This window comes from Rhodococcus sp. 4CII (assembly GCF_014256275.1).
Classification (GTDB): domain Bacteria; phylum Actinomycetota; class Actinomycetes; order Mycobacteriales; family Mycobacteriaceae; genus Rhodococcus_F; species Rhodococcus_F wratislaviensis_A.
This window is the reverse complement of record NZ_JACCFE010000005.1, coordinates 21,632-46,443: the sequence shown is the minus strand read 5'-3', so window position 1 is coordinate 46,443 and position 24,812 is coordinate 21,632. Positions and strand designations below refer to the sequence as shown.

Annotated in this window: 21 protein-coding genes and 2 pseudogenes; 18 read left to right on the top strand and 5 right to left on the bottom strand. The window is 66.7% G+C overall.

The genetic code is table 11. The annotated features are described in order from the left end of the window. Positions 1-83: 83 nt before the first annotated feature. On the top strand, positions 84-665 hold the full coding sequence (hxlB, locus tag H0B43_RS39810; protein WP_185730514.1) for a 6-phospho-3-hexuloisomerase: 582 nt from the start codon (positions 84-86) through the stop codon (positions 663-665). A gap of 47 nt (positions 666-712) precedes the next feature. Beyond that, positions 713-1,342, top strand: a complete 630-nt coding sequence (gene hxlA, locus H0B43_RS39805) for a 3-hexulose-6-phosphate synthase (RefSeq protein ID WP_185950121.1) — start codon at positions 713-715, stop codon at positions 1,340-1,342. Between the two features lie 301 nt (positions 1,343-1,643). Here hxlA and zwf read toward each other — a convergent pair whose 3' ends face one another. After that, positions 1,644-3,185 carry a glucose-6-phosphate dehydrogenase gene (gene zwf / locus H0B43_RS39800; RefSeq protein ID WP_185730513.1) on the bottom strand — a complete coding sequence of 514 codons (1,542 nt, stop codon included), beginning with the start codon at positions 3,183-3,185 and terminating at the stop codon, positions 1,644-1,646. A gap of 199 nt (positions 3,186-3,384) precedes the next feature. On the opposite strand from zwf, the gene gnd reads away from it, so the two are divergent. The 8 genes and pseudogenes from gnd (at position 3,385) to H0B43_RS39770 (ending at position 11,217) form a co-directional block, all read left to right on the top strand. Continuing rightward, entirely contained in the window at positions 3,385-4,284 is a 900-nt protein-coding gene (gene gnd, locus H0B43_RS39795; protein WP_185730608.1) for a phosphogluconate dehydrogenase (NAD(+)-dependent, decarboxylating), read from the top strand. A gap of 3 nt (positions 4,285-4,287) precedes the next feature. Beyond that, a complete protein-coding gene (pgi, locus tag H0B43_RS39790) occupies positions 4,288-5,955 on the top strand; it encodes a glucose-6-phosphate isomerase (RefSeq protein ID WP_185730512.1) in 1,668 nt (555 codons plus the stop codon). A 153-nt stretch (positions 5,956-6,108) separates the two neighbouring features. Next, on the top strand, positions 6,109-6,240 hold the full coding sequence (locus tag H0B43_RS42725; protein ID WP_282555526.1) for a hypothetical protein: 132 nt from the start codon (positions 6,109-6,111) through the stop codon (positions 6,238-6,240). Between the two features lie 493 nt (positions 6,241-6,733). After that, positions 6,734-6,940, top strand: a pseudogene (locus H0B43_RS43410) (hypothetical protein); the annotation flags it as partial. Between the two features lie 26 nt (positions 6,941-6,966). Continuing rightward, positions 6,967-7,440, top strand: a pseudogene (locus H0B43_RS43405) (hypothetical protein); the annotation flags it as partial. A gap of 103 nt (positions 7,441-7,543) precedes the next feature. Then, the gene (locus tag H0B43_RS39780) at positions 7,544-9,298 is read left to right on the top strand and encodes a sensor histidine kinase KdpD (RefSeq protein WP_252190383.1); all 1,755 of its coding nucleotides are present in this window, start codon (positions 7,544-7,546) and stop codon (positions 9,296-9,298) included. A 912-nt stretch (positions 9,299-10,210) separates the two neighbouring features. Continuing rightward, entirely contained in the window at positions 10,211-10,609 is a 399-nt protein-coding gene (locus H0B43_RS39775) for a roadblock/LC7 domain-containing protein (RefSeq protein ID WP_312034143.1), read from the top strand. Beyond that, positions 10,606-11,217: an ATP/GTP-binding protein gene (locus H0B43_RS39770; RefSeq protein WP_185730511.1), complete on the top strand. Its 612-nt coding sequence runs from the start codon at positions 10,606-10,608 to the stop codon at positions 11,215-11,217. Before H0B43_RS39775 ends, H0B43_RS39770 begins: the two co-directional genes overlap by 4 nt. A 15-nt stretch (positions 11,218-11,232) precedes the next feature. On the opposite strand, the gene H0B43_RS39765 is transcribed toward H0B43_RS39770, so the two are convergent. Both H0B43_RS39765 and H0B43_RS39760 read right to left on the bottom strand, forming a co-directional pair. Continuing rightward, the gene (locus tag H0B43_RS39765) at positions 11,233-14,706 is read right to left on the bottom strand and encodes a serine/threonine-protein kinase (protein WP_185730510.1); all 3,474 of its coding nucleotides are present in this window, start codon (positions 14,704-14,706) and stop codon (positions 11,233-11,235) included. Positions 14,707-14,805: 99 nt separating this feature from the next. Next, positions 14,806-15,234 carry a hypothetical protein gene (locus H0B43_RS39760; protein ID WP_185730509.1) on the bottom strand — a complete coding sequence of 143 codons (429 nt, stop codon included), beginning with the start codon at positions 15,232-15,234 and terminating at the stop codon, positions 14,806-14,808. 175 nt (positions 15,235-15,409) lie between these two features. Here H0B43_RS39760 and H0B43_RS39755 point away from each other — a divergent pair, with 175 nt between their 5' ends. Together H0B43_RS39755 and H0B43_RS39750 are read left to right on the top strand one after the other, a co-directional pair. Continuing rightward, positions 15,410-16,402, top strand: coding sequence for a hypothetical protein (locus tag H0B43_RS39755; protein ID WP_185730508.1), 993 nt, complete (start codon positions 15,410-15,412; stop codon positions 16,400-16,402). A 154-nt stretch (positions 16,403-16,556) separates the two neighbouring features. Then, a complete protein-coding gene (locus H0B43_RS39750; protein ID WP_095869890.1) occupies positions 16,557-17,363 on the top strand; it encodes an IclR family transcriptional regulator in 807 nt (268 codons plus the stop codon). A gap of 6 nt (positions 17,364-17,369) precedes the next feature. Here H0B43_RS39750 and H0B43_RS39745 read toward each other — a convergent pair whose 3' ends face one another. Beyond that, complete coding sequence (locus H0B43_RS39745) at positions 17,370-18,164, bottom strand: IclR family transcriptional regulator (protein ID WP_185730507.1); 795 nt, start codon at positions 18,162-18,164, stop codon at positions 17,370-17,372. Positions 18,165-18,270: 106 nt separating this feature from the next. Here H0B43_RS39745 and H0B43_RS39740 point away from each other — a divergent pair, with 106 nt between their 5' ends. The 4 genes from H0B43_RS39740 (at position 18,271) to H0B43_RS39725 (ending at position 21,462) form a co-directional block, all read left to right on the top strand. Continuing rightward, positions 18,271-19,068, top strand: coding sequence for a 2-keto-4-pentenoate hydratase (locus H0B43_RS39740; RefSeq protein ID WP_185730506.1), 798 nt, complete (start codon positions 18,271-18,273; stop codon positions 19,066-19,068). Continuing rightward, complete coding sequence (locus H0B43_RS39735; RefSeq protein WP_185730505.1) at positions 19,065-19,871, top strand: 2-keto-4-pentenoate hydratase; 807 nt, start codon at positions 19,065-19,067, stop codon at positions 19,869-19,871. Before H0B43_RS39740 ends, H0B43_RS39735 begins: the two co-directional genes overlap by 4 nt. Before the next feature lie 4 nt (positions 19,872-19,875). Next, entirely contained in the window at positions 19,876-20,073 is a 198-nt protein-coding gene (locus tag H0B43_RS39730) for a tautomerase family protein (RefSeq protein ID WP_015889164.1), read from the top strand. Between the two features lie 126 nt (positions 20,074-20,199). Next, positions 20,200-21,462 (top strand): acyl-CoA dehydrogenase family protein, encoded by a 1,263-nt coding sequence (locus H0B43_RS39725; RefSeq protein ID WP_185730504.1) that lies wholly within the window; start codon positions 20,200-20,202, stop codon positions 21,460-21,462. 220 nt (positions 21,463-21,682) lie between these two features. Here H0B43_RS39725 and H0B43_RS39720 read toward each other — a convergent pair whose 3' ends face one another. Beyond that, the gene (locus H0B43_RS39720) at positions 21,683-22,501 is read right to left on the bottom strand and encodes an alpha/beta hydrolase (protein WP_185730503.1); all 819 of its coding nucleotides are present in this window, start codon (positions 22,499-22,501) and stop codon (positions 21,683-21,685) included. A gap of 332 nt (positions 22,502-22,833) precedes the next feature. Between H0B43_RS39720 and H0B43_RS39715 the strand changes: the two genes are divergently transcribed. Beyond that, entirely contained in the window at positions 22,834-23,712 is an 879-nt protein-coding gene (locus H0B43_RS39715) for an acetaldehyde dehydrogenase (acetylating) (RefSeq protein ID WP_185730502.1), read from the top strand. Continuing rightward, on the top strand, positions 23,709-24,740 hold the full coding sequence (dmpG, locus tag H0B43_RS39710; protein ID WP_185730501.1) for a 4-hydroxy-2-oxovalerate aldolase: 1,032 nt from the start codon (positions 23,709-23,711) through the stop codon (positions 24,738-24,740). Before H0B43_RS39715 ends, dmpG begins: the two co-directional genes overlap by 4 nt. Positions 24,741-24,812: the final 72 nt, after the last annotated feature.

Genomic DNA, 24,812 nt, shown 5'->3' with positions numbered 1-24,812 from the left:
CCGGCCGCCCGGCCGGGTGCCCGATCGCGCCGTGGTCGGCAGCCTTGTTCTCACACCCAGAACGGCTATCACCGAGGAGGACCATGACCGTCACCGTCGAGCAGACACGCACACGGTTCAGTGACGGGCGCCGCATCGTGCTCGACGAGAACGCGCGACTGCTCAAATCCGTTGCCGCCGAGCAGTGGGACCGCGCCGGATCCTTGATCACGTCCGCACGCGCGGTGTTCGTCATCGGCAACGGGCGCAGCGGCCTGGCCGTCCAGATGGCCGCGATGCGCCTGATGCACCTCGGCCTGCGCGTCCATGTGGCCGGGGAGGTCACCGCCCCCGCCATCGGCGCCGGAGATGTACTGATCGCCGTCTCCGGATCGGGCACCACCGCCTCGGTGGTCGGCGCGGCCGATACCGCGAACAAGGTGGGTGCCTCGGTACTGGCAGTGACCACGGCCTCGGACTCGCCGCTCGCCCGGCGCGCCGACGAGGTCCTGGTCCTGCCGGCGGCCGACAAGCAGGACCACAGCGCCGCCATCACCGCCCAGTACGCGGGCAGCCTGTTCGAGCAGTCCGTGCTCCTCGCCTTCGACGCACTGTTCCAGGCGCTGTGGCACAACGTCGATCAGACCGCCGAGCGGCTGTGGGAACGCCACGCCAACATCGGCTGAGCGACCCCTACCCCAAATCCCCAAAAGAAGATAACCAGGAGAAACACATGACGAAGCTGCAGGTTGCAGTCGATCTGCTCACCACTGCCGACGCACTGGCCCTGACCAACAAGGTCGCCCCGTACGTCGACATCATCGAACTCGGCACCCCCCTGATCAAGAGCGCCGGCCTCAGCGCCATCACCGCGATCAAGGCCGCCCACCCGGACAAGGAGGTATTCGCCGACCTCAAGACCGCCGACGCCGGCTTCCTCGAGGCCGACCTGGCCTTCTCCGCCGGAGCAGACCTGGTCACCGTCCTCGGCGCCGCCGGCGACGCCACCATCAAGGGCGCCGTCGAGGCAGGCAAGAAGCACGGCAAGAAGGTCGTCGCCGACCTCATCGGCGTCGAGAACCGTGTCGAGCGCGCCCGCGAGATCTCCAAGCTCGGTGTCGCGTTCGTCGAGATCCACGCCGGACTCGACGAGCAGGCCCAGCCCGGGTACTCCATCCAGACCCTCCTCGACGACGGCAAGATCGCCGGTGTCCCCTTCTCCGTCGCCGGTGGCGTGAAGGTCGACACCATCGCCGCCGTCCGTGACGCAGGCGCCGACGTCGCCGTCGCCGGAGGCGCCATCTACAGCGCCGAGGACCCCGCCGCGGCCGCGAAGGCGCTCAAGGACGCCCTTACCAAGTAGTCCTGCGTGCACGAAAGGCCCCGAACATGTTCGTGTTCGGGGCCTTTCGCCGTATGGTGCGGTGCTGTCACTGAGTGAGCCTGGAGCGGTGTTCGAGGACTGTTCCGCAGCCGTCGCGTCAACAGAGTTCGCTCTCAACACTCAGAGCAGGTCCCCAGCTGGGTCCGGTGTAACCGAGGAGCATCCGCAAACGAGCACCGGCGACATCGAGATCATCGAAGGCCAGTTGAGCTGCCGTCCGCGTGGGTGGGACTGAACCCCTCCGTCGGTCCCACCTCGCGCATCTACCCGCCCGGTCGGGTCAGAGCGGGCGCCACGTCCGGCCGGTCCGGCTGAGGATCTGTTCCGCAGATTCCGGGCCGGACGCGCCGGACGGATAGGTGTCCGGGCGACCGGTGGCTGCCCAGTGCTCGAGGAGAGGATCGATGACCCGCCAGGACCATTCGACCTCCTCACGGCGAGGGAATAGGGTGGCGTCCCCGCGGAGCACGTCACAGATCAGCCGCTCGTAGGCCTCCGGCGCCGGGTCGAACACCGACCGGAAGTCCATCCCGAGGCTGACCGGCTGAATGTGCATGCCGCCGCCGGGACGTTTGGCGCCGATGTGCAGTTCGATTCCGTCGTCCGGCTGGACCCGGAAGACGAGCACGTTCGAGACCGCCGCGGCTCGGGCAGCGGGTGAGCCGTGGGCGGGGGGTGTGAACGTTACCGCGATCTCGGTGGTGCGCCGTGCGAGGCGTTTGCCGGTGCGGATGAAGAACGGCACGCCGGCCCACCGGCGGGTCGCGATGCCGACTGTCAGGGCCGCGAAGGTCTCGGTGGCCGAGTCGGCGGGGAATCCTGTCTCGTCGGCCAATCCTGGTACGGGAACACCGTTCTCTACTCCGGCACCGTATTGGCCGCGGGCCGATGTCTCCGCGAGCGGTCCGAGGAGTTCGGCGGCGGAGAGGACCTTGATCTTCTCGGCGGCGATGCTGTCGGCGTCGAATCCGACGGGTTCTTCCATCGCGATCAACGCCAATAGTTGCAGCAGGTGATTCTGGATGACGTCGCGGGCGGCGCCGACGCCGTCGTAGTACCCGGCGCGTCCGGTCACGCCGACGCTCTCGGCCATGGTGATCTGCACGTGGTCGATATGCCGGTTGTTCCACAGTGGCTCGAACATTCCGTTCGCGAACCGCAGCGCGAGGATGTTCTGCACCGTCTCCTTCCCCAGGTAGTGATCGATGCGGTAGATCGAGGACGGCGGAAACACTCGTTCCAGCGCGACACCGAGGGCCTGGGAGCTGGCGAGATCGTGCCCGAACGGCTTCTCCACCACCACCCGGCGCCACCCGTGCGCATTCCGGTTCAGGCCGGTGATCGCGAGCTGGTCGCAGACCGTGGCGAATGCCAAGGGCGGGATGGACAGGTAGAAGACGTAGTTGCCCGGTTTGCCGCGGCGGACGTCGAGCTCGGCCAGCCGCGCGGAAAGCCGGGCGAACGCGGCCGTGTCGTCGAACGACCCCTGCACGAGGTGGATCCGCTCGGCGAGCTCCGCCCACACCACCGGGTCGAAGGGGGTGCGCGCGTGCGCGATCACCGCCTCGCGCAGCCGAGTGTCGGCGTCGGTGCTGTCGCGGGCGAAGCCGACGAGATCGAAGTCCGGCGGCAGTTGACCACTGTGCGCGAGATCGTAAATCGCCGGGATCAGTTTCTTGCGCGAGAGATCACCGGTGATCCCGAAGATCACCATCGATGCCGGCTCGGCGACCAGCGTGGTGTAGTCGGTCAACTCGGCGCCGACTACACCGCCAGGTCCGCCTGCCAGCGGATTCCGCTCCTGCACTTCAGACACGGTCACTTCTGCTGCTCCGTCTTTCGCTCCACCACAGGCGCATTCAGACAATGCGTCGGATACCAGTGTCGAAGGCGGGGAGCCGGAATGCACTTGGCCGAGCGGTCAGTCTCGGCTGCCCGTCCGGTCAGGTGAGGTGGCCCCGAAACCCCCGTAGACATAGACCTCGGCAAGGCACTCGAGAATCGAAAGCGGAACGGTGACGATGAAACTGGGACTGGTCGGTTTGGGCAAAATGGGGCTGAACATGCGCGAACGGCTGCGTGAACGCGGACTCGAGGCGATCGGATACGACCCTCACGCCGCCGACACCGATGCCGACAGCCTCGAAGCGTTGGTCGAGGCGCTGCCCACCCCACGGGCGGTGTGGGTGATGGTGCCCGCCGGAGCCCCGACCCGTCAGGTGATCGGGCAGCTTTCGCGGCTGCTCGCACCCGGTGACCTCGTCGTGGACGGCGGCAACTCCCGATTCACCGACGACAAAGTGAACGCGGACATCCTCGCCGAACACGGCATCCGCTACCTCGACTGCGGCGTCTCCGGCGGCGTGTGGGGACGGCAGAACGGCTACGCGCTGATGGCCGGCGGCGACGCCGCCGACATCGACCGGCTGATGCCGGTCTTCGACGCGCTGCGGCCGGACGGTGACCGTGAGGACTCCTTCGTCCACGCCGGCCCGGTCGGCGCCGGACACTACGCGAAGATGGTGCACAACGGCATCGAGTACGGGTTGATGCAGGCCTACGCCGAGGGCTACGAGCTGCTCGCCGCCGAGGACTCCATCGTCGACGTGCCCGCGGTCCTGCGTGCCTGGTCGAAGGGCACCGTGGTGCGGTCCTGGTTGCTCGACCTGTTGGTGCAGGCCCTGTCCGAGGATCCCGGCCTGGCCGGAATCTCCGGCTACACCGAAGATTCCGGCGAAGGGCGGTGGACGGTCGAAGAAGCCATCGCCCACGCCGTCCCCGCACCGGTGATCTCCGCCGCACTGTTCGCCCGGTTCGCCTCCCGCCAAGACGACTCCCCGGCCATGAAAGCGGTGTCGGCGCTGCGTAATCAGTTCGGCGGGCACGCCGTCCGACCGGCCGAGACCGCCGGGGTCGCCTGAACCGTGACGACCTCGACCCAACCTGACGTCACCCGTTCTCCGGAGTGGCAGAAGCTCCAAGCCCATCACGCCGACGTGGCCGACCTGCACCTGCGGGAGCTGTTCGACACCGACCCCGATCGTGGCCGCGATTTCACCGTCACCGCCGGTGACCTCTACATCGACTACAGCATGCACCGCATCGACCGAACCACCCTCGGGTTGCTGACCGACCTCGCCCGCGCAACGGGCCTGGAAGAACACCGCGACCGCATGCTGCGTGGAGACCGCGTCAACATCACCGAGAACCGGGCGGTCCTGCACACCGCGCTGCGCCTACCCGCCGATGCCGCGCTCACGGTGGATGGGCGCGACGTCGTCGCCGACGTGCACCGGGTGCTCGACCGGATGGGAGAGTTCACCGACCGCATTCGCAGCGGCCAGTGGCGCGGGGCCACCGGTGAACGCATCACCACGGTCGTGAACATCGGCATCGGCGGCTCCGACCTCGGGCCGCGCATGGTGTACCGGGCACTGCGTCACTACACCGACGCCGGCATCAGTGTCCAGTTCGTCTCGAACGTCGACCCCACCGACCTCGTCGCCACCCTCACCGATCTCGACCCGGCGACCACGCTGTTCGTCGTGTCGTCGAAAACGTTCACCACCATCGAAACCCTCACCAACGCCACCGCCGCCCGGCGGTGGCTGACCACCGCACTCGGTGCCGATGCGGTCGCCCGGCACTTCGTCGCCGTATCCACCAACGCCGCGAAGGTCGCGGAATTCGGCATCGACCCCGACAACATGTTCGAGTTCTGGGACTGGGTCGGCGGCCGCTACTCCGTCGGCTCCGCGATCGGGCTGTCGGTGATGGCCGCGATCGGAAGGGACGCATTCGCCCAGTTCCTCGCCGGGATGCACACCATGGACCGGCATTTCGCCGAGACCCCGGTGGAGGTGAACGCCCCGGTGCTGCTCGGGCTCCTCGGCGTCTGGTACTCGAATTTCTTCGGCGCCGAAACCCGTGCGGTGCTGCCGTACTCGAATGACCTCAACCGTTTTCCGGCCTATCTGCAGCAGCTGACCATGGAGTCCAACGGCAAGACCGTGCAGCTGAACGGGGCTGCGGTCGATACCGCGACCGGTTCCATCTGGTGGGGCGAACCGGGCACCAACGGGCAACATGCGTTCTACCAGTTGCTCCACCAGGGCACCCGGCTCATACCGGTAGATTTTCTCGGCTTCGCCGAACCCACCGAGGACCTGCCCACGATCGCCGGCTGGGGCGGCATGCACGACAGCCTGATCAGCAACCTTCTCGCGCAGCGGCGGGTCCTCGCGTTCGGCCGCACCACCGACGAGATCACCGCTGATGGTGTCCCCGACTCTTTGATTCCGCACAAGGTGATGCCCGGGAACCGGCCGTCGACGACCGTCCTGGCGCCCAAGCTCACTCCCTCGATCCTCGGGCAACTGATCGCCCTGTACGAGCACCAAACCTTCGTCGAAGGCGCAGTGTGCGGCATCAACTCATTCGACCAGTGGGGTGTTGAGCTCGGCAAGGCTCAGGCTGTGGAGTTGCAGACCATCGTGAGCGCGAAGGAAGGGTCGCCGGACTTCGTAGACTTGGACAGCTCGACGGTGTCTCTTGCCCGTTGGTTCAGAATGGCGCGTGACGACCGCCTGTGAATGCGGTGGCGGTCCAGGGATTGTTGTCGTCCAGTGGATACAGGCCGATAAATTCGATTTCTTCGCGGAATACCTGCCATATTCCGTCCTTTTCCACGACTGAGGAGCGCGTCACACTGGACTGCGGATTGGTCGCCGGATGGAGGAGATTCGATGACCACCGTCCTGTCCCCCACCGCCGCGCCCGAGCGCATTCCCGCCGACGAGTGGCAAGCGCAACTCGAACTCGCTGCGACGTTTCGACTGCTCGCGAAGCTCGGATGGGGTCAACCGACGGCGAGGTGAACCCGCGGTGACACACCTGATGCGGCAGATGCTGGAAGAAGTCGACCTCGCGCTCGCATTGTCGGGGCACCGGTCCGTCGCCGATCTGGGGCCGGAGTCGGTTGTCGAGACGAGCTGAGCTGTGCCCACCACACCATGCGAGACACAGCGCCCACGGGTGACGATTGTCGGCGCCGGGAAAGTCGGAACACTGGTCGCCGCCGAATTGGCCCGTCGAGGAGACACCGAAGTCCGTCTTCTGTCCGAGACTGCCGGACTGGCGGCCGGCCGCGCAATTGATATTCGGCAGGCAGGGCCGATACTCCGCGATCGATTCGTATGACGACAGCGCGGGGTCGGTGGTGGTGGTGACCACCAGTATCCCGTTCCGGCCTGGGGCCTCTCGGCACGATCAGTTCGAAGCGAATCGTGCGCGAGTCGCGCACGCGGCACACCGTGTTGCGTTGACATCACCGATGCGGTCATCGTGGTGGTGACCAACCCCGTGGAGGCGATGTGTGCGGCCGCTCATGACGGTAGCGGTTTCGAACGACACCGAGTGCTCGGAATGGCGGGCGTCCTCGATACCGCCCGTCTCACCCTGTCCCTCGCCGAGGAGTTGGCTGCCTCTGTAGACGAGGTCGAAACGACCGTCATCGGGGGGCACGGGGATACGGCGGTAGCCCTGATCGGACGGACCACCATCCGGGGTATCCCTGTTCAGACTCTGATGCCCCCGCCCGTCTCGCCGAGATCATTCGGCGAGCGCAGCGCGCTGGTGTCGAGATCACCGAGCTCCTCGGCCGGGAAACACCGTCCTTCGCGCCGGCGATGGCAGCGGCAGCTATGGTTGACGCCATCACACTCGACCGCAAGCAGGTCTTCCCGGCGGTCGTGCGCCTTGACGGGGAGTACGGGCTCAGAGGCCTCTATGCCGGAGTTCCGAGCAGATTGGGTCGCCGGGGCGTCGACGCAATCATCGAAGTCGAACTCACACACGATGAGACGGCTGGGCTCCACCACCTACGTGCGGAGCAGTTTGACCCTTCTCGGGCAATGAGCGAGGTAACCCGGACCCTCGACGTGGCACTGCACCGTGGTTTCAGCGAAACACCGGTTGTTCGGTCAACTTCTTCGGTTTTCCCGAACAGCTTCAGCCTATGTGTCGGTGGAATGCGGACATCCCGACATCTCTCCTGCACTTCCCCGTCCCTGTCATAGCCTCCCGGGCACGTGACGAGGACGGTCCGGCCACTGTTTCGGGCGCCTCCTCGGCGCTCCGCCGCGCCCTCGCTTCGAGGGCGCATGACCCGAGAGGCACACGATGAGTCGCACAACCGCCGCGGTTGTCGGCTGCCGTCGGACTCACGAGAAGCGGCCGACATTAGGTATCGCAGGCTGGCCGCTGCGCTGGAAGATGGCGGTCGTGTTGACCGTTCCCCTCCTGGTCGCGGCGGGGCTCGGTGCTCTCCGTGTACAGGAAGGCCTCGAGGCGGCCGCCCACTTCACGACGGTCGTCGACCGGGTCCAGATGCTCCCCCTGCTCGTCGACTTGGACGGGGACGCGGCCGTTGTGATGGGAACACTGGCGCAACGCGCGATCACGGCGTCGATGATCGACAACCTTGACGCATCGATCGGGGAAGTGGAACGGGCGAATACGTCGGCCAGGCTCGACGACAGCACGGCGTCGCATCTTGCGACCGCCCTCTCCGGTGCGCGAGCGTTGAGTGCACAGGCCAAGCAGGGAGGACCCCCGTCGACGGGGGCACTCACCGAACAACTCGCGTCCATTCGCTCCGGTCTGTCGAGCGTGGTGACCGCGATCACCACGCCGATCGCCGACCCCGAATTGGTCGTCGAGACCGGGCGTCTCGAGGATCTGTGGGCGGCCCAGAAGCTGATCTCAGCTGAAGGCCTGTCGGTCGTCGCATCGACAGCAATTCTCACCGGCGAACCCGATGCGACCCTCGAATCCGTGAGCGCCAATTTTCTGGCCAACCTGCGCACCGAGTCCGCGTTGCTCGACCAGGTCGCGCAACGCTATCCTCCCGGTGACCCGACCATCGAGACTCTCAGGAAAGGCGTGAGTGACCGAACTACGTTGCTGCAGAACGCTACTCGCCGTGAGAGCGTCGATCAGGCACTGACCGGTCTCAAGTATTCGCTGTTCGCCAGCGTCGATGACTACTCCAACGCCGTCGCTACCGCGTCCGCCGGTTTGCGGGATGTGGTCGGGGCCAAGTCGGACGCGGTGCGGGGCAGCGCGTGGCGGGACATGGCGGTGGTCACGACGTTGTTGCTCGCCGCGATTCTGCTCGCCGTGGCAGTCGCGCGATCCCTGCTCGAGCCACTACGCAGACTTCGCCGCGATGCCCTGCAGGTGGCGCACACAGACCTGCCGACGGCGGTCGGACGAGTCAAAGCCGGTGCGGCCGCGTCCACGTTGGAAGTCGACCCCATCGACGTGCACACCCAGGAAGAGATCGGCCAGCTTGCTCGCGCCATCGATGACATCCACAGCCAGGCCCTGCTCCTTGCCGGCGAGCAGGCACAGCTGCGGCTGCAGATGAACAACGTCTTCGAAACGCTTGCACGGCGCAGCAGGTCACTGATCGATCTGCAGCTGGAGATGATCGAGCAACTCGAGTTCGAAGAGCGCGACCCCAAGCGGCTCGACAATCTGTTCCGGCTCGACCACCTCGCCACCCGGATGCGCCGCAACGGCGACAACCTGCTGATCCTGGCGGGCAGCGATAACCGGCGCAGCCGCCCGGCACCAATACTGCTGGGCGACGCCGTGCGTGCGTCTATTTCCGAGGTGGAGGACTATCAGCGCGTTCAGGTCGGCCCGATACCACCGGTGACATTGACCGGCACGGCGGGAAGGGATCTCGTGCATATCCTGGCCGAGTTGTTAGACAATTCGCTGCACTTCTCGCCGCCGGACACTGCGGTGATGACGACCTGCGCGCGCACCATCGACGGCGGTGTCGTGATCGAGATCGTGGACCGCGGAATTGGCATGTCCGCAACCGACCTGCACGAAGTCAACGACCGCGTCGCCGCGGCGGCCTAGGTCACCCCGGACACTGCACGTCGCATGACTTTTCGTCGTCAGCGAACTCAGCAAGAGGCACCACATCACTATTTCCTTCCGCCGCACACTCGACCGGCCACGCAACGCGGGAATCACCGTGTCGGTCCACATCTCCGGTGATGTGCTCACCTCGGCACAGACCGTCGAGGTCCAGGACAGCTACGGCGGACGTCCCCCGGGTTCTGGTCAGCAACCCGAACGCACGTCACCGGAGACCCGCGCCCTTACTCCCAAGGTCGAACTAGTTGCCGTCCAGCGACAGCGGGCACGTCAGGAACCGGCACCCCTGGCGGTCGATCGGGTCGGCGCACCGGCGAGTCCGGTAGCCGGTGCTCTGCCCCAACGCCGACCCGGGGCCACCGGGATCACTACCGTCAGTCCCGGCGATGCTCAAGCCCGACCCCCATCCGTGGCAACCTCGGAGACCAGTAAGACTGCCGAAGGACACGCGCCGCGACATCGTTTGGACTCCACTCGGACGGCGTCGTTCTTCCAGCCTCGGGTGGTTGCCGAGGAGACCCGCGACGACGGGACAGCGCAGACCCCGATCTTCGCCAGTATCGCTCCCCCATGGTGGACCGACCCCACCAAGACCGACAGAGATGTTCCGCAACAGTGGATCACGCGAGCAGATACCGGGTGGTCTGCTGCCCGTCGGTCCGCACGGCAGGCCCCTGAGCGGGTCACCCGCCACGGGCTGCCACAACGCGTCCCGGGCCAACGCCTGGTCCCCGGTGGTGTCGACGAGCCGGACCGCAGTTCCAGGCGCGTCCGCACACCCGAAACGGTCCGCGCCAGGCTCACGCAACACCAAAGCGGTGTCCGCGCAGGCAGGGCGGGCACTTCGCCTCGTTCCGGTCCGCGGGACCGACGACAACAGGAGGAACCTTCGTGACAAGTCCTGGCACGCTGGGTTGGTTGGTGTCGAACTTCGCCCGCGACGTCCCCCGCGTGACGCACGCCGTGCTGGTCTCTGCCGACGGTCTGCTGATGGCCGCAAGCGAGCACCTGCCACTCGACCGAGCCGAACAGCTCGCGGCGGTCACGTCAGGGTTGGCGAGTCTCTCGGCCGGCGTGTCGACCCTGTTCGAGGGCGGTGGTGTCTTGCAGTCGGTCGTCGAGATGCAGTACGGGTATCTGTTGTTGATGAGTGTCGGGGATGGCTCGCAGCTGGCGGCCCTTACCACAGCGGAGTGTGACATCGGACAGGTCGGTTACGAGATGGCGGTCCTGGTCGAACGCGTCGGGTCCGAGGTCGAGGCCATGCCCCGTTCGGCAGCGCGGTCATGATCACGGCAGCGCTACCTCCGTCCGGTACTCGTGGGCCGAATCCCTTACCTGCGCGTGTCACCTCGGCCAAGATCGTCATCGCCGGCGGGTTCGGCGTCGGGAAGACCACACTGGTTGGATCGGTGTCCGAGATCGTTCCCTTGCGGACCGAGGCGATGGTCACCGACACGAGTACCGGGATCGACAGCGTCATCGCAACCCCGCATAAGATCACCACCACAGTCGCGATGGATTTCGGGCGCCTCACGCTGGCAGAGGATTTGATCCTCTACTTGTTCGGAACACCGGGCCAGCACCGGTTCTGGTTCGTGTGGGACGATCTCGTGCGCGGAGCGATCGGTGCGATAGTTCTGATCGACACCCGCCGACTCGACGACAGTTTCGCCGCTGTCGACTATTTCGAATCTCGTGGACTTCCTTTTCTCGTGGCGGTCAACGAGTTCGACGAGGCCCCGCGATACGCCCTGGATGACATCCGGGCGGCGTTGGCGGTCACGGCCGCCGTGCCGATCATCTACGTAGACGCACGAAGCCGCGCTTCGGTCCGGACCGCCCTTCTGTCGATTTCGGCATATGCCCTGCAGGCGTTGACCAATCCCGTGTCCTAGTGACCACCCGTTCGGTCAGGTCGGCTGTTTCTCCAGGTCGGCGAGATACTCGTCCAACTCGGGAGACACGACGGTGCCCGCGCGGTCCTGGAGATGTGTCCGGAGACTTCGTGCCAACCGGCTCACTGCCGGTCCGGCATCGAGCAAGGGCCGGATCAGCCCGAGTCGCGCGCATTGCTCGGCGAGCGGCAGCAGTTCCGACCGCGCCGCGTCCACTTGTCCCGCGGCGGCCAAGGTTTCCACCTGTAGCAGGGCGGCGTTGAGGAATGCCCTTGGGCGGGCTCGTCGGTCGATCGACTCGACGAGGGCGTGCGCCCTGTCGTATACGGGGCCCAGGTCCAGCACGTCGGCGTGTGGGGTCAGTGCCCCCCGGATCGCCGAGTCCTCCGCCATTTCCGAGGTGAGGGTTGCGATGCCGTTGGCCCGGCTGCGGTGGTGTCGCCTCTCGCGGTCGAGGGCCGGGGTGCGGGACGCAGACTTTCCGATCCCGGCTCGGACGCGTTCGTTGTCGATCCGCTCGGCCAGTCGGGGCAGGCGCAGTTGTTGTGCCAATCGGGCGCCCTCGTCGAGACGCGACTTCGCCGCGTCGTTTTGTCCGAGCAGGTACTTCAGTCGTGCTCCCGTGCCATAGGTGGCGAGCATGAAGTCGACGGTGCCGCCCTCGGCACCCAAGGTGTGACTGCGGTCGAGGAGCTCGTCGGCGGCGGCGAGGTGTCCCTGGTCGTACAGTAGGTCGCCTAGTAGGGCTGCGGTCAGCCGGGTGCCGTAGCCGAGACCCTCGTCGGCTGCCAGATCCACGGCGTGCCGGAAACTCGCCTCCGCGGCCGGCAGATCGAGTTGTTCTCGTGCGGCGATGCCGGCCATGCAGTATCCGTAGATGACGCTGAACGGACCGTTGGAGCGCCGATGGTAGGGCACCGCCCATGTCTGCCATCGCCGAGCTTCGTCGAAGTCGAAACGGTAGATCGCACGGAACGAGGCGACGTCGGCGGCTCCGCACAACACCCAGGGTCGCAATGTGCTCGCGCGCGCCATGCATCCCTCGACGGCCTCGTCGAGCCCGTTGACCTCGTCGTCGAAGACGGTGACGGTGGCCCGGATGAACGCGGCCTCGACGCGCATATCCGCAGCCGCGCTGTCGTCGCCTCCGCTGGTCAGTGCGGCCTCCGCTGCGGAGAGAAATTGCTCGGCGTCGCGGGGGTGATGCAGCAGCGCGTGCGCCCACGCGAGTGCGATCTGCAGCCGCGGGCGGTCGGTGGTGCCCTTGGTCGGCAGTTTCGCCGCGAGACCGAGCAGTGTTCCCATCTGCGACCGCTCCAGTAGGTCCATCGCCGCATCCTCGACGAGTCCGACGGCGTCGTGCTCGTCACCGGCGAGGAGGTAGTGGTCGACCGCCTGGCTGAGAAGCTCCCGGCCCGCGAACCACCGGCCTGCTTTCCGATGGAGTTCGACCACACGATCGGGGTCGTCACGCTCGAGGCGGCGTTGCAGGAACTCGGCGAACAGGTGGTGATAACGGAACCATTCTCCCTCGTCGTCGAGTCGGCGCAGGAACAGATCACGTGCCTCGACGTCCTCGAGGGCGGCTTGTCCGTCCTGGTCGCCGGTGAGTGCTCGCGCCAGTCCGCCGCAGGTCTTCTCGGTGATCGAGGTGGCAAGCACGAAGTCGAGGGTGCGCCGATCGAGACTGCCGAGCACGTTCTCGGCGAGGTACTCGCCGATGGCCCGGTTCCCTCCGGACAGGTGGTCGATCAGCTCGCGGGGGTGCGGGTGATCGCGCAGTGCCAGCGAGACCAGTTGCAGTGCCGCCGCCCACCCATCGGTCGACTGTTCGAGTTCGACGATATCGGGTTCATCCAGATCAAGACCGGTCCGGTCGACAAGTAGCTGTGTCGACTCTCGAACATCGAACCGCAGTGCTGCCGAATCTATTTCGACGAGTTCGTTGTGCACACTCATCCTGCTGAGCGGAAGACCGAGCCGGGTGCGGCTGGTGACGATCAGGTGCAGGTGGTGGCAACCGTGTTCGAGTAGGAACGCCAGTGCCGCCCGTGTGTCGTCGTTGCTCACGCGGTGCCAGTCGTCGACGACGAGGGCCACGTGTTGATCGGCCGAGTGCAGCTTGTCGATCAAGGAGGTGAGCACGTACCGCTCACGACCGGCACCGTGGAGTTCGAGTTCGCGCACGAGTTCGCGACCGAAGGCTGGTTGCGCGACGGCGATGGACTCGATCAGGTGAGTGAGGAACCAGATGAGCGTGTTGTCGTCATTGTCGATCGTCAGCCAGGCGGTCGCCACACCCTCACTCCGCAGTGCCTCCAGGCGTTGGGCGGCCAGTGTGCTCTTGCCGAATCCCGCGGGCGCGTGAATGAGCACCAGGCGTGGACGACCGCTGCGGCGCAGTCGCTCGAGCAGGTGCGTACGCGCCACCGCTGCCCCCGGTGTGACCGGCGGGCGGTATTTGGTGGAAGCGCTCGGTGGCGGGGGGAGATCTCGACGCGTCCCGTTGCTGCGTCGGTATCGAAGATAGTCCGACACACCGACCTTGATCTCGTCCGTGGGTCGGAAGGGACGGTCGTCGTCACCGACGAGCGGAAGCGGGATGTCCGCCATGGCGAGGCCGATGTGTTCGCCCGCCTCGCGCAGCGCGGCACCCAGGTCCACAGCAGTGCTGGGGCGTTCGGCTGGGTCCCGGGCCATGGCCGACTCGATCACCTCGCACACGGCCTTCGGAACTCCCTCGTCGCGAAGATCGGGCAACGGCTCCGAGCCGATGCGCAGGAGTTGGGCGAAGACCTGTTCCCCGCGGCGACGGGCATAGGCCGGCCGGCCGGCGAGTGCGGTGAACAGTGTCGCCCCGAGTCCGTAGACGTCGGTGGCGGTGGACGCGTCGGCGCCGCTGAGCAGTTCCGGCGCGGTATAGGCGGGGGATCCGGCGACCAGGCCCCGGGTGGTCTCCTCACCTCCGGTGATGCGGGCGATGCCGAAGTCGGTCAATTGCGGCTCGGCGTATTCGGTCAGCAGGATGTTGGCCGGTTTGATGTCGCGATGCAGCACTCCCCCGCGGTGTGCGGTTTCGAGGGCGCCGGCGAGTTTGACGCCGACGGCCAGTGTCTCGGCGGTCGTCAAGGCGCCGTGGTGGGTGATCCAGGAGTCGAGGGAGTCGCGGCGGTGGAACGGCATCACGATGTAGGGCCGTCCGGTGTAGGTGATTCCGGCTTGCAGGACGTGGACGATGTTCGGGTGCCCGGACAGTCTCCCCATGGCCTGCTGCTCGCGCAGAAAACGTGCGCGATCCATGTGGTCCGGATCGGGGCTGAGCACTTTGACGGCAACCAACCGGTCGAGCGCAGGTTGCTTGCATCGATACACGATGCCGAACCCGCCGCGGCCGGCGATGCTGGCGTTCTCGAAGCCTTCGGCCGCCAGCTCCGCGACGATGTCCGCGTCGACCTGGCGTTGGGTGTTGTCGGTGGGGTCGTCCGGCATGGCTGGCCCTCAGCGCGCCGTGACCGGTTCGTCGATGCGCCGCGCCCCGGCTGACCAGCTCCTGCCCATGGGGTCTCCTCGCGATGCGACTACCCCATTCTAGATACCGCCGACCTCGCTGGCGCCGAAAAACGCCTGGTGATGCCGAGAGAGGGCGACGCGGCAGTATGCGCACCCGAGGACAACCGCGGCGGTTCCGGCGACGCCGTAGGCACAGTCCGGAGAAAGAAGACCGTCGTGCGACAACGACGCGGACACATCCGACCTGCACAGAAGGCTGAGCTGGAGCAGTGTGGTTCCGCTGAGCACCAGGTATGGCCCCAGAATCCGTCGCGGGGGGATTCGGGCGGACACTACTACGAAGGTGAGCAAGCTGAACACCACCAGACCGAGGCTGATCAGTCGGCCGGTCGTGACCGTGCCGAGCAGTCCCGCTGCTGCCGCGGCGGATGCGAAGGTCGTGCAGATCACCTGGGCCGGTGACCAGGTTGGCGGAATCAGTCGATCCGGAACGTCGTGTGCTTCCACTGTCTGGTCCTTTCCGGCGCGGTCGAGGTCGTAAGTCTGGTCACGCTACGAAGGTGGTCCGGTGATCGGCACGCCCGAGTGGCTTTGCCGGCTTTTCCGGTGCGATTGGGCGCAGTTGTCCTGGATAGCCGAATCCGGGCCCGGGATTCCGGAGCGACGGCACAGAGTGTGTGGCATGCAACACTCTTCGGTAGTTCTGATGAGCGGCAGCGGTTCGCAGCGGCGGGCGCCCTCGGAGTACCGCCGCATGGCGGTGCTCGGCGGTTATGGTGGACGGGATTTCGTCGAAAGCCTCGCCGATCGGTGCGGGAGCGGGTTGACGGTCGACGTTTTGGTGTCGAACCTCGCCGAGTCCGACCTGCGGTGCCACGGCGTGCCGCGCGCGGATGTTCGCACCCTCGTCGTTCCGGATGTGATGTCGATCAGTCGGGGTGATCTGATCGCCCGGTATGACGCCGTGGTGTATGCGTTCGAGTCGTTCCGTGAGCGTGTGTTGCCGATTTCCGGCGCCGAGTTGCCCGGCAGTGTGTGGGCCGGTGATATCGCCGATGATGCTGCGCAGCTGATGGTGTGGGAGCAGGCCGTGGTGGTCGGCTCGGGTGAGCGGGCGTGCGCCGCAGTCCGAGGTCTTGCCCGGGCAGCGGAGCGCGGCGCTGCCCGCGACATCCTCGTACTCGGCGGCGCCTCGCGTAACCAGCGGACCGTGGTCGACGACCTACCTACTCGTTTGGACGGAGTCTCGATCACCGTACGCAGCTACGACCAGTTGGTGGGTATCCGAGGACGCGCCTGCGTGGAGGCGGTACTTGCCGGCGCCCTCGACGGGGCCACACAATGTCGTCCGGCTCAGCTGGTGGTCAACGCGACCGGCGAGCTTCCAGCGGTGCTGGCGGGGCTGCGAGTGAACTCCTCCGGACTCATCGCGAACGAAGCGGGATGTGTCTCGGCGACCTCGCACGAATTCGTTCTCGGACCGTTGCAGCATCCGGGGGTTTCAGGCGGTGCAGACGCGGTGCCCCCGAGGATGCTGGCACGCAGGGTCGCCGAGCGACTCGGCGACTGCCGCGGACCCTGGTCCGCGGTCGACCCGTTCGAGTGGCTCGAGTTCCGGCATGGTGCAGGGAAGATCGCTGCACCCACGCGACGACATTCGGCACTCGCGAGCTGAACTGGCCAGTTTGCGACGCCAGCACATCCGATTTACGCAGAACCCTCGGCATGTGCCGGTCACCGGCACATTCGGTTGGACCTGCATGTGAGCTGCCACACATACTCGGAATGCGACGGCACCCCATGCGGTCGTGACAGTGAAAGGAAATGTTGTGGCGCCTCTCCAAACGGTTCAGAAGATCGGTCCCGTGCTGGATTTGTTCACCGTGTCCCGTCCCGAATGGGGTGCGTCCGAAGTCGCCGAGGCCATCAACGTGCCACGCTCGAGCGCACACGCACTGCTGTCCTCCCTGGTCGAGACCGGTCTGTTGCAGTGCCGTAACCGCGGTCGCTACCGCATCGGCTGGCGGGTGGTGGAGCTGAGTCAGACCCTCAAGGGCACCGTCGACGTCCGCTCCTGCGCCTCCCCGATTCTGCAGGATCTGGCGCACAAGTACGGCGAGACCACCCACCTGGCTGTCATGGAGCGGTATCGGGTGCTCTACGTCGACAAGGTGCTCGGCAACCATGTCATCAACGTCGCGGGGGCCCGGGTCGGTGCCCACCTCGAACCGCACTGCAGCGCAGTCGGCAAAGTTCTTCTTGCTCAGTGCGACCCCGGTGAAGTCGAACGCAACATCACCAACAAGCCACTGCGGCGACTTACCCCGTCGACGATCATCAACCCGGCCTCCCTGGCACAGGAGTTGCGGTCGGTGCTGCGGTCCGGGTGCGCCTTCGACGCCGGCGAGGCGGTCCAGGAAGTTCACTGTGTCGCGGCCCCCGTCCGGGACGAGATGGGTCTGGTGGTCGCGGCGGTGAGCATGAGCGTGCCGGCCAGCCGGTTCGTGCCGGCTCAGGCCGAGTTCAAGAGTGCGGTTATCGCTGCCGGCGCCGAGATCTCCCGGGCGATCGCGAACTCCACGGACCCCGTGGTGCGCACCGAGCGCGACGATCCGACGGTCGCGGCGGCGAGCTGACCTACCTCAGCCCGACCGCATCGACAGGTACCGCGACAAACTCAGGGCGGCGGTCCGCACGGCGGCGGCCGAATGGTCGAGATTGATGCGAGTGTGCCACCCGGACACCGAGATTCCGGCGACGACCTGACCACTGAGCCCGAAGACCGGGCTCGCCACACACGCGACCCCGGCCCGCGACTCCTCCAGGTCATACGCCACTCCGCGCTCGCGGATTCGGGCCAGTTCGGCGGTGAACAGCCCTGGGGTGATGATGGTCCGTTCACTGAGCCGGGGCAGGCCCGTGGCAAGGATGTGCTCGACAACGGTCTGGTCGGAGAAGGCGAGGATGGCCTTGCCGATGCCGGTGCCGTGTGCGGGCCACCGGCCACCCATCCGGGTCGGCAGCGGCGGGGAGTTCGGGCTGTGCAGCACCTCGAGGTACACCACGCAGTCATCGTCGAGGACCGCGAAGTGGACGGAGTGGCCCGTCGCCTCCTGCAGGTCGGCCATGAACGGGCGGGCCGCCTCGCGGAGGTCGCGTTGGCGGGGCACGTGCTGACCGAGTTCGAACAGTTTGAGCCCGAGCCGGTAACGGGTGCCGTCCCGCTCGAGCAGTTTCACCGCATGCAGCGCCTTGAGCATTCGCTGCACGCTGGACTTGGGCAGGCCGCAGCGGCGGGCGATCTCGGAGACCCCGAGGGCGGTGTCGGCGGCGCCGAGGGTATCGAGCACGGCGACAGCACGGACGATGGAGCCGGCGTCGCCGGCGGCGGTCTTCCCGGAGGGTTTGTGCCGTTCATCGGCACAATCGTCTTGCATAACGGCCCATAGTGCCCGAGGGTGGGAGTTCAGTGCAACAGGTCCACATCCCCAGCGGAGCTGCGACAGCGACGCGGGGCGCTTCCGAGGAAAGCCCGAGGTCTTCATGTCTTCCGACCAGGTACAAGGCGCCGCGCAGCGGCTGCTGGAGGCATACCGCAGCGGTACGCCGATCGATCCGCTGACTCCAGAGTTCGCGCCGGCGGAATTGTCGACCGCCTATCGCATCGCGCAGGCGCAGGTCGAGCAGTGGGAGAAGGACGGGGACTCCGTCAAGGGGCACAAGGTCGGGCTCGCGTCCGCCGCGATCCAACGGCAGATGGGGGTGGACCAGCCAGACTTCGGCCACCTGACGGCGAGCATGTTCCACCTCGAGCACCAGCCGATTCCGGCCGCGACCTACATACAGCCGCGGATCGAGCCGGAGACCGCGTTCGTCCTCGGCCGCCCACTCACCGGGCCGGGAGTCACCATCGCGGATGCCGTCCGTGCCGTGGAGTTCGTCCTTCCCGCCCTCGAGATCGTCGACTCCCGGATCCGGGACTGGAAGATCGGCATCTTCGACACCATCGCCGACAACGCCTCCTCCGGTGGGGTCGTCCTCGGGAGTCGTCCGGTGCTGCTGCGGGACGTCGATCTGCGCCTGACCGGCTGCACACTGCACATCAACGGTGAGCTGGTGGCGACCGGCGCCGGCGGCGCGGTGCTCGGCTCCCCGCTGAATTCGCTGGTGTGGCTGGCCAACACCGTCGGCCCGCTCGGGGTGACCCTCGAACCCGGCCACGTGGTGCTGCCGGGGTCGATGACCAAGGCCTTCCCCATTTCGCCGGGCGATTCCATCGTGGCCAACATGAGCGGACTCGGCAGTGTGTCCGCCATCCTCGGAGAGCGAGCAGAACAGTGACCAGCAACCAGCAGACCAGCGAACAGCGCTGGAGCGCCGGCCGCATCGCCGACATCCTCCTCGACGCCGAGGCCACCACCACCTCACGGACCTCGCTGTCCGCCGAGTGGCCCGGCCTCACATTGCCCGTGGCCTACGAGGCGCAGGACATCGCCCTCGCCGCCCGCAAGGCCCGCGGCGAGATCGTCACCGGCATCAAGCTGGGGCTGACCTCCCGGGCGAAGCAGCGGCAGATGGGAGTCGACGCTCCCTCCGTGGCCTGGCTGACCGATGTCATGGCGTTACCCGCCGGTGACCCGGTCCCCCGCAACCGTCTGATCCACCCGCGTGCGGAGCCGGAAATCGCGTTCGTAATGGGCCGTCGGCTGGCCGGGCCCGGAGTCACCGCAGCCCAGGCGTTGGCGGCGGTCGATCATGTATTCGGGGCGATCGAGATCATCGACAGCCGCTACGCCGGGTTCAAGTTCACCCTCGAAGACGCTGTTGCAGATAACAACTCGTCCGGCGTGTACGTTACCGGACCGGTGCTGCGGCGACCTGAGGATCTCGACCTCGCCCTCGAGGCGTGCTTGCTCGAGATCGACGGACAGATCGTCGACACCGCGACCGGCGCCGCGGTGCAGGGTCACCCGGCCGAAGCACTCGCGTTCGCAGCCAACACGCTGGCCGAGCGGGGGCACGCCATCGAAGCCGGATGGGTCGTGCTGACCGGCGGAATGACGGACGCCGTCGCGGTCGAACCGGGTGCTCGCGTCGCTGCCCACTTCACCTCGCTCGGCTCCATCACCATTTCGGGAGGATAACCGCATGCCGTTCATCGACGTGACCATCGGACTGGGCCGTTCCCCGGAGCAGATCCGGTCACTGATCCACGAATTGACCGAGGCCGCGCACCGGGCGATCGAAGCGCCGAAGGAGAACATTCGGGTCGTGGTCCGCGAAGTCCCGGAGACGCACTGGGCCGCCGGTGATGTGACCATCGCCGAACGGCGCGCGGCACGCTGATCGGAGTGGCTGGACAATGCTGATCGACGGACGGGCGTCGATCAGCATTGCCGACACTGCGTTGTCCGCGGCGGCCGGGAACCGTAGACCAGTAGAGACACCACCGTCTTTCCTCTGGGAGCCCCCGTGACCACAATTCATGCCGTCGACGCTGACACCGACCTCGACATCTTCGATCCTCCGCGCATCGCCGACCGGCTTTACCACGACCTGCTCTCCCCACCCGAAGTCCAGCAGGTTCGGCGGCGGGTACGACGGATCGCCGCGGACACCATCGCCCCGATCGCGAGCCGCATCGCCCGCGGCGACGAACGAATCGACGGCTTCCCCCGCGACGCCTTCGACTCGCTCGCCTCGGCCGGAGTGTTCCGGATCCCATTCGACGGCGACGTCGGCGGCGACGACCTCACCCACCGCGCCACCGCGACCGCCGTCGCGGTCGAGGAACTCGCGTACTACTCCAACAGCGTCGCCGCGATCTTCGACGTGCACTGCATCCTCGCCGGCAACGCCGTCAATCAGGGCACCGGCGCGCAGCGGCAACGTTGGCTCGCCCCAGTGGTCGCCGGTGAGATCGTAGGATCGTTCGCCACCAGTGAGCCCGGTGCCTCGAGCGACCTGTCCCCGGCCGCCGTCACCACCGAGGCCACCCCGACGGCCACCGGCTGGGTGCTGCACGGCCGCAAGCGGTGGATCACCAACTCCGCGGTCGCCTCGTTCGTGGTGGTACTCGCCCGCACCGGCAATCGGCTCAGCACCTTCATCGTGCCCACCGATACTCCGGGCGTCACCATCGGCACCCCGGACCGCAAGCTCGGCAACAAGGGACAAATCACCGCGGACGTCATCCTCGACCAGGTGCACCTCGACGCCGACTCGCTGCTCGGCGAAGAGGGCGGCGGACTCAAGATCGCGTTGCAGACCCTCACCTACGGCCGGATCGGTATCGCCGCGGCCGGGGTCGGAATGGCCCAGGCGGCATTCGACCACACCGCTCAGCACCTCGCTCGGCGACACGCATTCGGCGGACCACTGGCGAGCAAACAGCACTGGCAGTTCCTGATGGCGGACCGGGCGACGGCGATCGAATCCGCTCGCGACTTGTACCTCAAGGCGGCGCTGCGGCTCGACTCCGGGATTGCCTTTCCCGAACCGGAGGCCGCGATGGCCAAACTGCGCGGGACCGAGATCTCCGTCGACATGGCCCGCGATGCCGTGCAGGCCTTCGGCGGGCTCGGATTCACCCAGTCCCTCGGCGCGGACGACACCGACGGGCCGGTAGAGGCGTTCTACCGTGACAGCAAGATCGGCGAGATCTACGAGGGCGCGAACGAGGTCCAGAAGTGGGTGCTCGCCCGTCAGATCTTCGGACGCGAGATCACCGGCTGACCACGATCCGACGGTGCCGACCGGCGTGTCGGCACCGTCGAGGCCGCACCGAAACATGCCTGGGCGAGGCCGACAATCGGTGCCGAGTGAACCCGACGCCCCTCCACCGCGAACGAGGGTGCTGGTGTAATCACCATGGCGTCGGCCAGGTGATGTCACATCTCGGCGTAGCCGGTACCCGCTCGCCTGCTTGATCACCTCACGGTGTGCGAGCGAGCTTTCAACTGCGGAGGTGGGAGGTCAGAAAGGCCGCGGTGATGCCGAGGTGGTCCGCCTGGTCGAACTCAGGGCCCTCGTGCCCGGCACCGCCAAGAACGAGAAGGGTCGAGCGTGCACCGGTACTGACGAGCGCATCATGCAGCGCGTGACCCTGTGCGGACAGCGTGATCCGGTCGCGGTCTCCGTGCGCGATCAGGAAGGGCGGCGCAAGCGCCGTTACCCGGCTGAGCGGGCTGGCGTTCCAGGATGCGTCCGAAGGTGACGAGACCTCAGCTTCCCCCAGCAGGGCGCTCTCGAATGGGGGTGGCAGAAGGTGACTTTCGATCCAACTTCGTCCGGCGTTGGCGGCGAGATCGGACGGGCCGAACCAGTGTACGACAGCGTCGACTCGGCTGGACTGATCCAGGTCGTCGCCGACAACTCCTTCAAGTTCCACGTCTTCGTGGGTCAGACCGACCATGGTGGCCAGATAGGCACCCGCTGACGCTCCCCATGCCCCGATTCGGTCGGTGGACAGCCCCAGCTGTGTTCCGTGCGCACGTAACCACCGCACGACCGCCTTGACGTCGTGAATGGGATTCGGGTACGAGCCGTGGGGCGCAAGCCGATAGTTCGCGGAGACGACGGCGATACCGTACGAAGCCAGCCGGGACAGACGCTCGTCGGCACCGTCCTTTTTGTCACCGAACTGCCACCCTCCGCCGTGGAGGTAGATCACCGCCGGCGGATTGTCGATCTCGGGGCGGTACACATCGACGGCGATCTCGAAACCGTCCACTTCGGCGACTCGCAGATTGGATCGCACTCGAACATCGTTCATGAAGGCCCTTCCACGGGTCAGGTCGACAACTCGCACACCTCGAGTCCCTCACGCGCAACGCGATCGAATACTCGATGTCTGCCTGCTGGGTCTCTATTTCACGCCCGACGCCGCTCGCTCTCGCCGGGTCTCTCGTTTAGCCGACTCGACCGCCGCTCGAGAAGGGGTGCTGTTCGGCTATTCCGACCATGCACGCCCGCGCCCGAGTTTCAGTGGTTACCTCGAGGAGGACTTCGGTGAAGTACGCGCGCAGAACGCAATGCGCGGTATGCCACCGCGTTTACACGCACCAAGTTCTGTCCGTATAGGCAGATATGAGCGAGAGGCACACAATGAGTCGCAAGAGCGCCGCGATTATCGGCTCCGGCAACATCGGTACAGACTTGATGTACAAGCTGCTGCGGTCGCAGACGATCGAACCTCGATACATGATCGGTATCGACCCGGACAGCGAGGGATTGGCCCGGGCCCGCCAGGAAGGTCTCGAAGCCTCCGCCGGCGGGATCGACTGGCTGCTCGCGCAGCCGGAACTGCCGGACTTCGTGTTCGAGGCGACGTCGGCGAAGATCCACGCCGCCGCGGCACCGCGCTACGCCGAGGCCGGGATTACCGCGATCGACCTCACTCCGGCCTCGGTCGGCCCGTACGTGGTCCCCGCGGTCAACCTCGACGCGCACCTGAGCGCCCCCAACGTGAACATGGTCAGCTGCGCCGGCCAGGCCACCATCCCGATCCTCTACGCCATCAACGAGGTTGCCGACGCCTCCTACGGCGAGATCGTCGCCGCCATCGCCTCGCACAGCGCCGGCCCCGGTACCCGGCAGAACCTCAGCGAATTCAGTGAGAAGACCGGCCGCGCCCTCGCCCAGGTCGCCGGCGCCGACCACGCCAAGGCCATCTCGGTGATCAACCCGGCCGAACCGCCGATGAACATGCGCGACACCGTCTACGCCAAGGTCCGCAACCCCGACCCGGCCGCCATCGAACGGGCCGTCATCGACATGGTCGCCAAGGTCCAGCAGTACGTCCCCGGCTACTCGCTGCGCCTGGTCGACGTCGACGGCGACCTGGTCACCGTCATGCTCGAGGTCGTCGGCGCCGGCGACTACCTGCCCACCTACGCCGGCAACCTCGACATCATCACCGCCGCCGCCGTCCAGGTCGCCGACGTCATGGCCCAGCAGAACCTCGTCCAGGGAGCAGCACAGTGAGTAAGAAAGTCACGATCGTCGACACCACCCTGCGCGACGGCATGTCCTCCGTTTCGCACCAGTTCACCCCGCAGAACGTCGCCGACATCGCCCGCGGGCTCGATAAGGCCGGAGTGCCGACCATCGAGGTCGCGCACGGCATCGGCCTCGGCGCCTCGTCCATCCAGTACGGGTTCGCCGCCGCCACCGACCCGGACTACGTCCGCGCCGCCGTCGACGCCGTCGAGAACGCCGACATCGCCGCCCTCTACGTGCCCGGCATCGCGACGCTCGCCGAACTGCAGAAGGCCATCGACGCCGGCATCAAGACCGTCCGCATCGCGGTGCACTGCACCGAGGCCGACTGCGGGCAGCAACCCGTCGAATGGGCGAAGGAGCAGGGGCTGACGGTGATGACGTTCCTGATGATGAGCCACAAGCTCGAGCCCGAGCCGCTGGCCGAGCAGGCCGCCAAACTCGACTCCTACGGCGCCGACGTCGTCTACGTCGTCGACTCCGCCGGTGCCATGGTTCCCCAGCACGCCGGGGACCGGGTCGCTGCCCTGCGGCAGTCGATCACGGCGGACATCGGGTTCCACGCCCACAACAACCTCGGCGTCGGGATCGCCAATGCGCTCACCGCCGCCGAGAACGGGGCGACCTTCATCGACGGGTCCCTGCGCGGGCTCGGTGCCAGCGCCGGTAACGCGCAGACCGAGGTCCTCGCCGCAGCCTTCGAGCGGGCGGGCTGGGACACCGGCGTCGACCTGTTCCCCCTCATCGACACCGCCGAACACGTCGTGGCGCCACTGATGAAGGAACCGCAGATCGTCGACGAGACCGCCCTGATCCTCGGCTACGCCGGTGTGTATTCCACGTTCTTCCACCCCACCAAGCGGGCTGCGAAGAAGTTCGGTGTGCCGGCCCGCGACATCCTCATGGAACTGGGCCGCCGCGGGGTCATCGGTGGTCAGGAAGACATGATCATCGACGTCGCCTCCGAACTGGCCGGCCGCACCTACGAGACCCCGGCACTGGCCGGTTCGTGACATGGCCCATGGCAAACACGGGTCGTAGGCTCGTAGGTCACAGGCGCCGGAATATGACACCGCGCATTGCTG

What these genes read in the sequence shown, in the direction of transcription:
- hxlB (WP_185730514.1), top strand. Translation starts at nt 84, where the DNA reads ATGACCGTCACCGTCGAGCAGACACGCACACGGTTCAGTGACGGGCGC.
- hxlA (WP_185950121.1), top strand. Translation starts at nt 713, where the DNA reads ATGACGAAGCTGCAGGTTGCAGTCGATCTGCTCACCACTGCCGACGCA.
- gnd (WP_185730608.1), top strand. Translation starts at nt 3,385, where the DNA reads ATGAAACTGGGACTGGTCGGTTTGGGCAAAATGGGGCTGAACATGCGC.
- H0B43_RS42725 (WP_282555526.1), top strand. Translation starts at nt 6,109, where the DNA reads ATGACCACCGTCCTGTCCCCCACCGCCGCGCCCGAGCGCATTCCCGCC.
- H0B43_RS39780 (WP_252190383.1), top strand. Translation starts at nt 7,544, where the DNA reads ATGAGTCGCACAACCGCCGCGGTTGTCGGCTGCCGTCGGACTCACGAG.
- H0B43_RS39770 (WP_185730511.1), top strand. Translation starts at nt 10,606, where the DNA reads ATGATCACGGCAGCGCTACCTCCGTCCGGTACTCGTGGGCCGAATCCC.
- H0B43_RS39765 (WP_185730510.1), bottom strand. Translation starts at nt 14,706, where the DNA reads ATGCCGGACGACCCCACCGACAACACCCAACGCCAGGTCGACGCGGAC.
- H0B43_RS39755 (WP_185730508.1), top strand. Translation starts at nt 15,410, where the DNA reads ATGCAACACTCTTCGGTAGTTCTGATGAGCGGCAGCGGTTCGCAGCGG.
- H0B43_RS39745 (WP_185730507.1), bottom strand. Translation starts at nt 18,164, where the DNA reads ATGCAAGACGATTGTGCCGATGAACGGCACAAACCCTCCGGGAAGACC.
- H0B43_RS39740 (WP_185730506.1), top strand. Translation starts at nt 18,271, where the DNA reads ATGTCTTCCGACCAGGTACAAGGCGCCGCGCAGCGGCTGCTGGAGGCA.
- H0B43_RS39730 (WP_015889164.1), top strand. Translation starts at nt 19,876, where the DNA reads ATGCCGTTCATCGACGTGACCATCGGACTGGGCCGTTCCCCGGAGCAG.
- H0B43_RS39720 (WP_185730503.1), bottom strand. Translation starts at nt 22,501, where the DNA reads ATGAACGATGTTCGAGTGCGATCCAATCTGCGAGTCGCCGAAGTGGAC.
- H0B43_RS39715 (WP_185730502.1), top strand. Translation starts at nt 22,834, where the DNA reads ATGAGTCGCAAGAGCGCCGCGATTATCGGCTCCGGCAACATCGGTACA.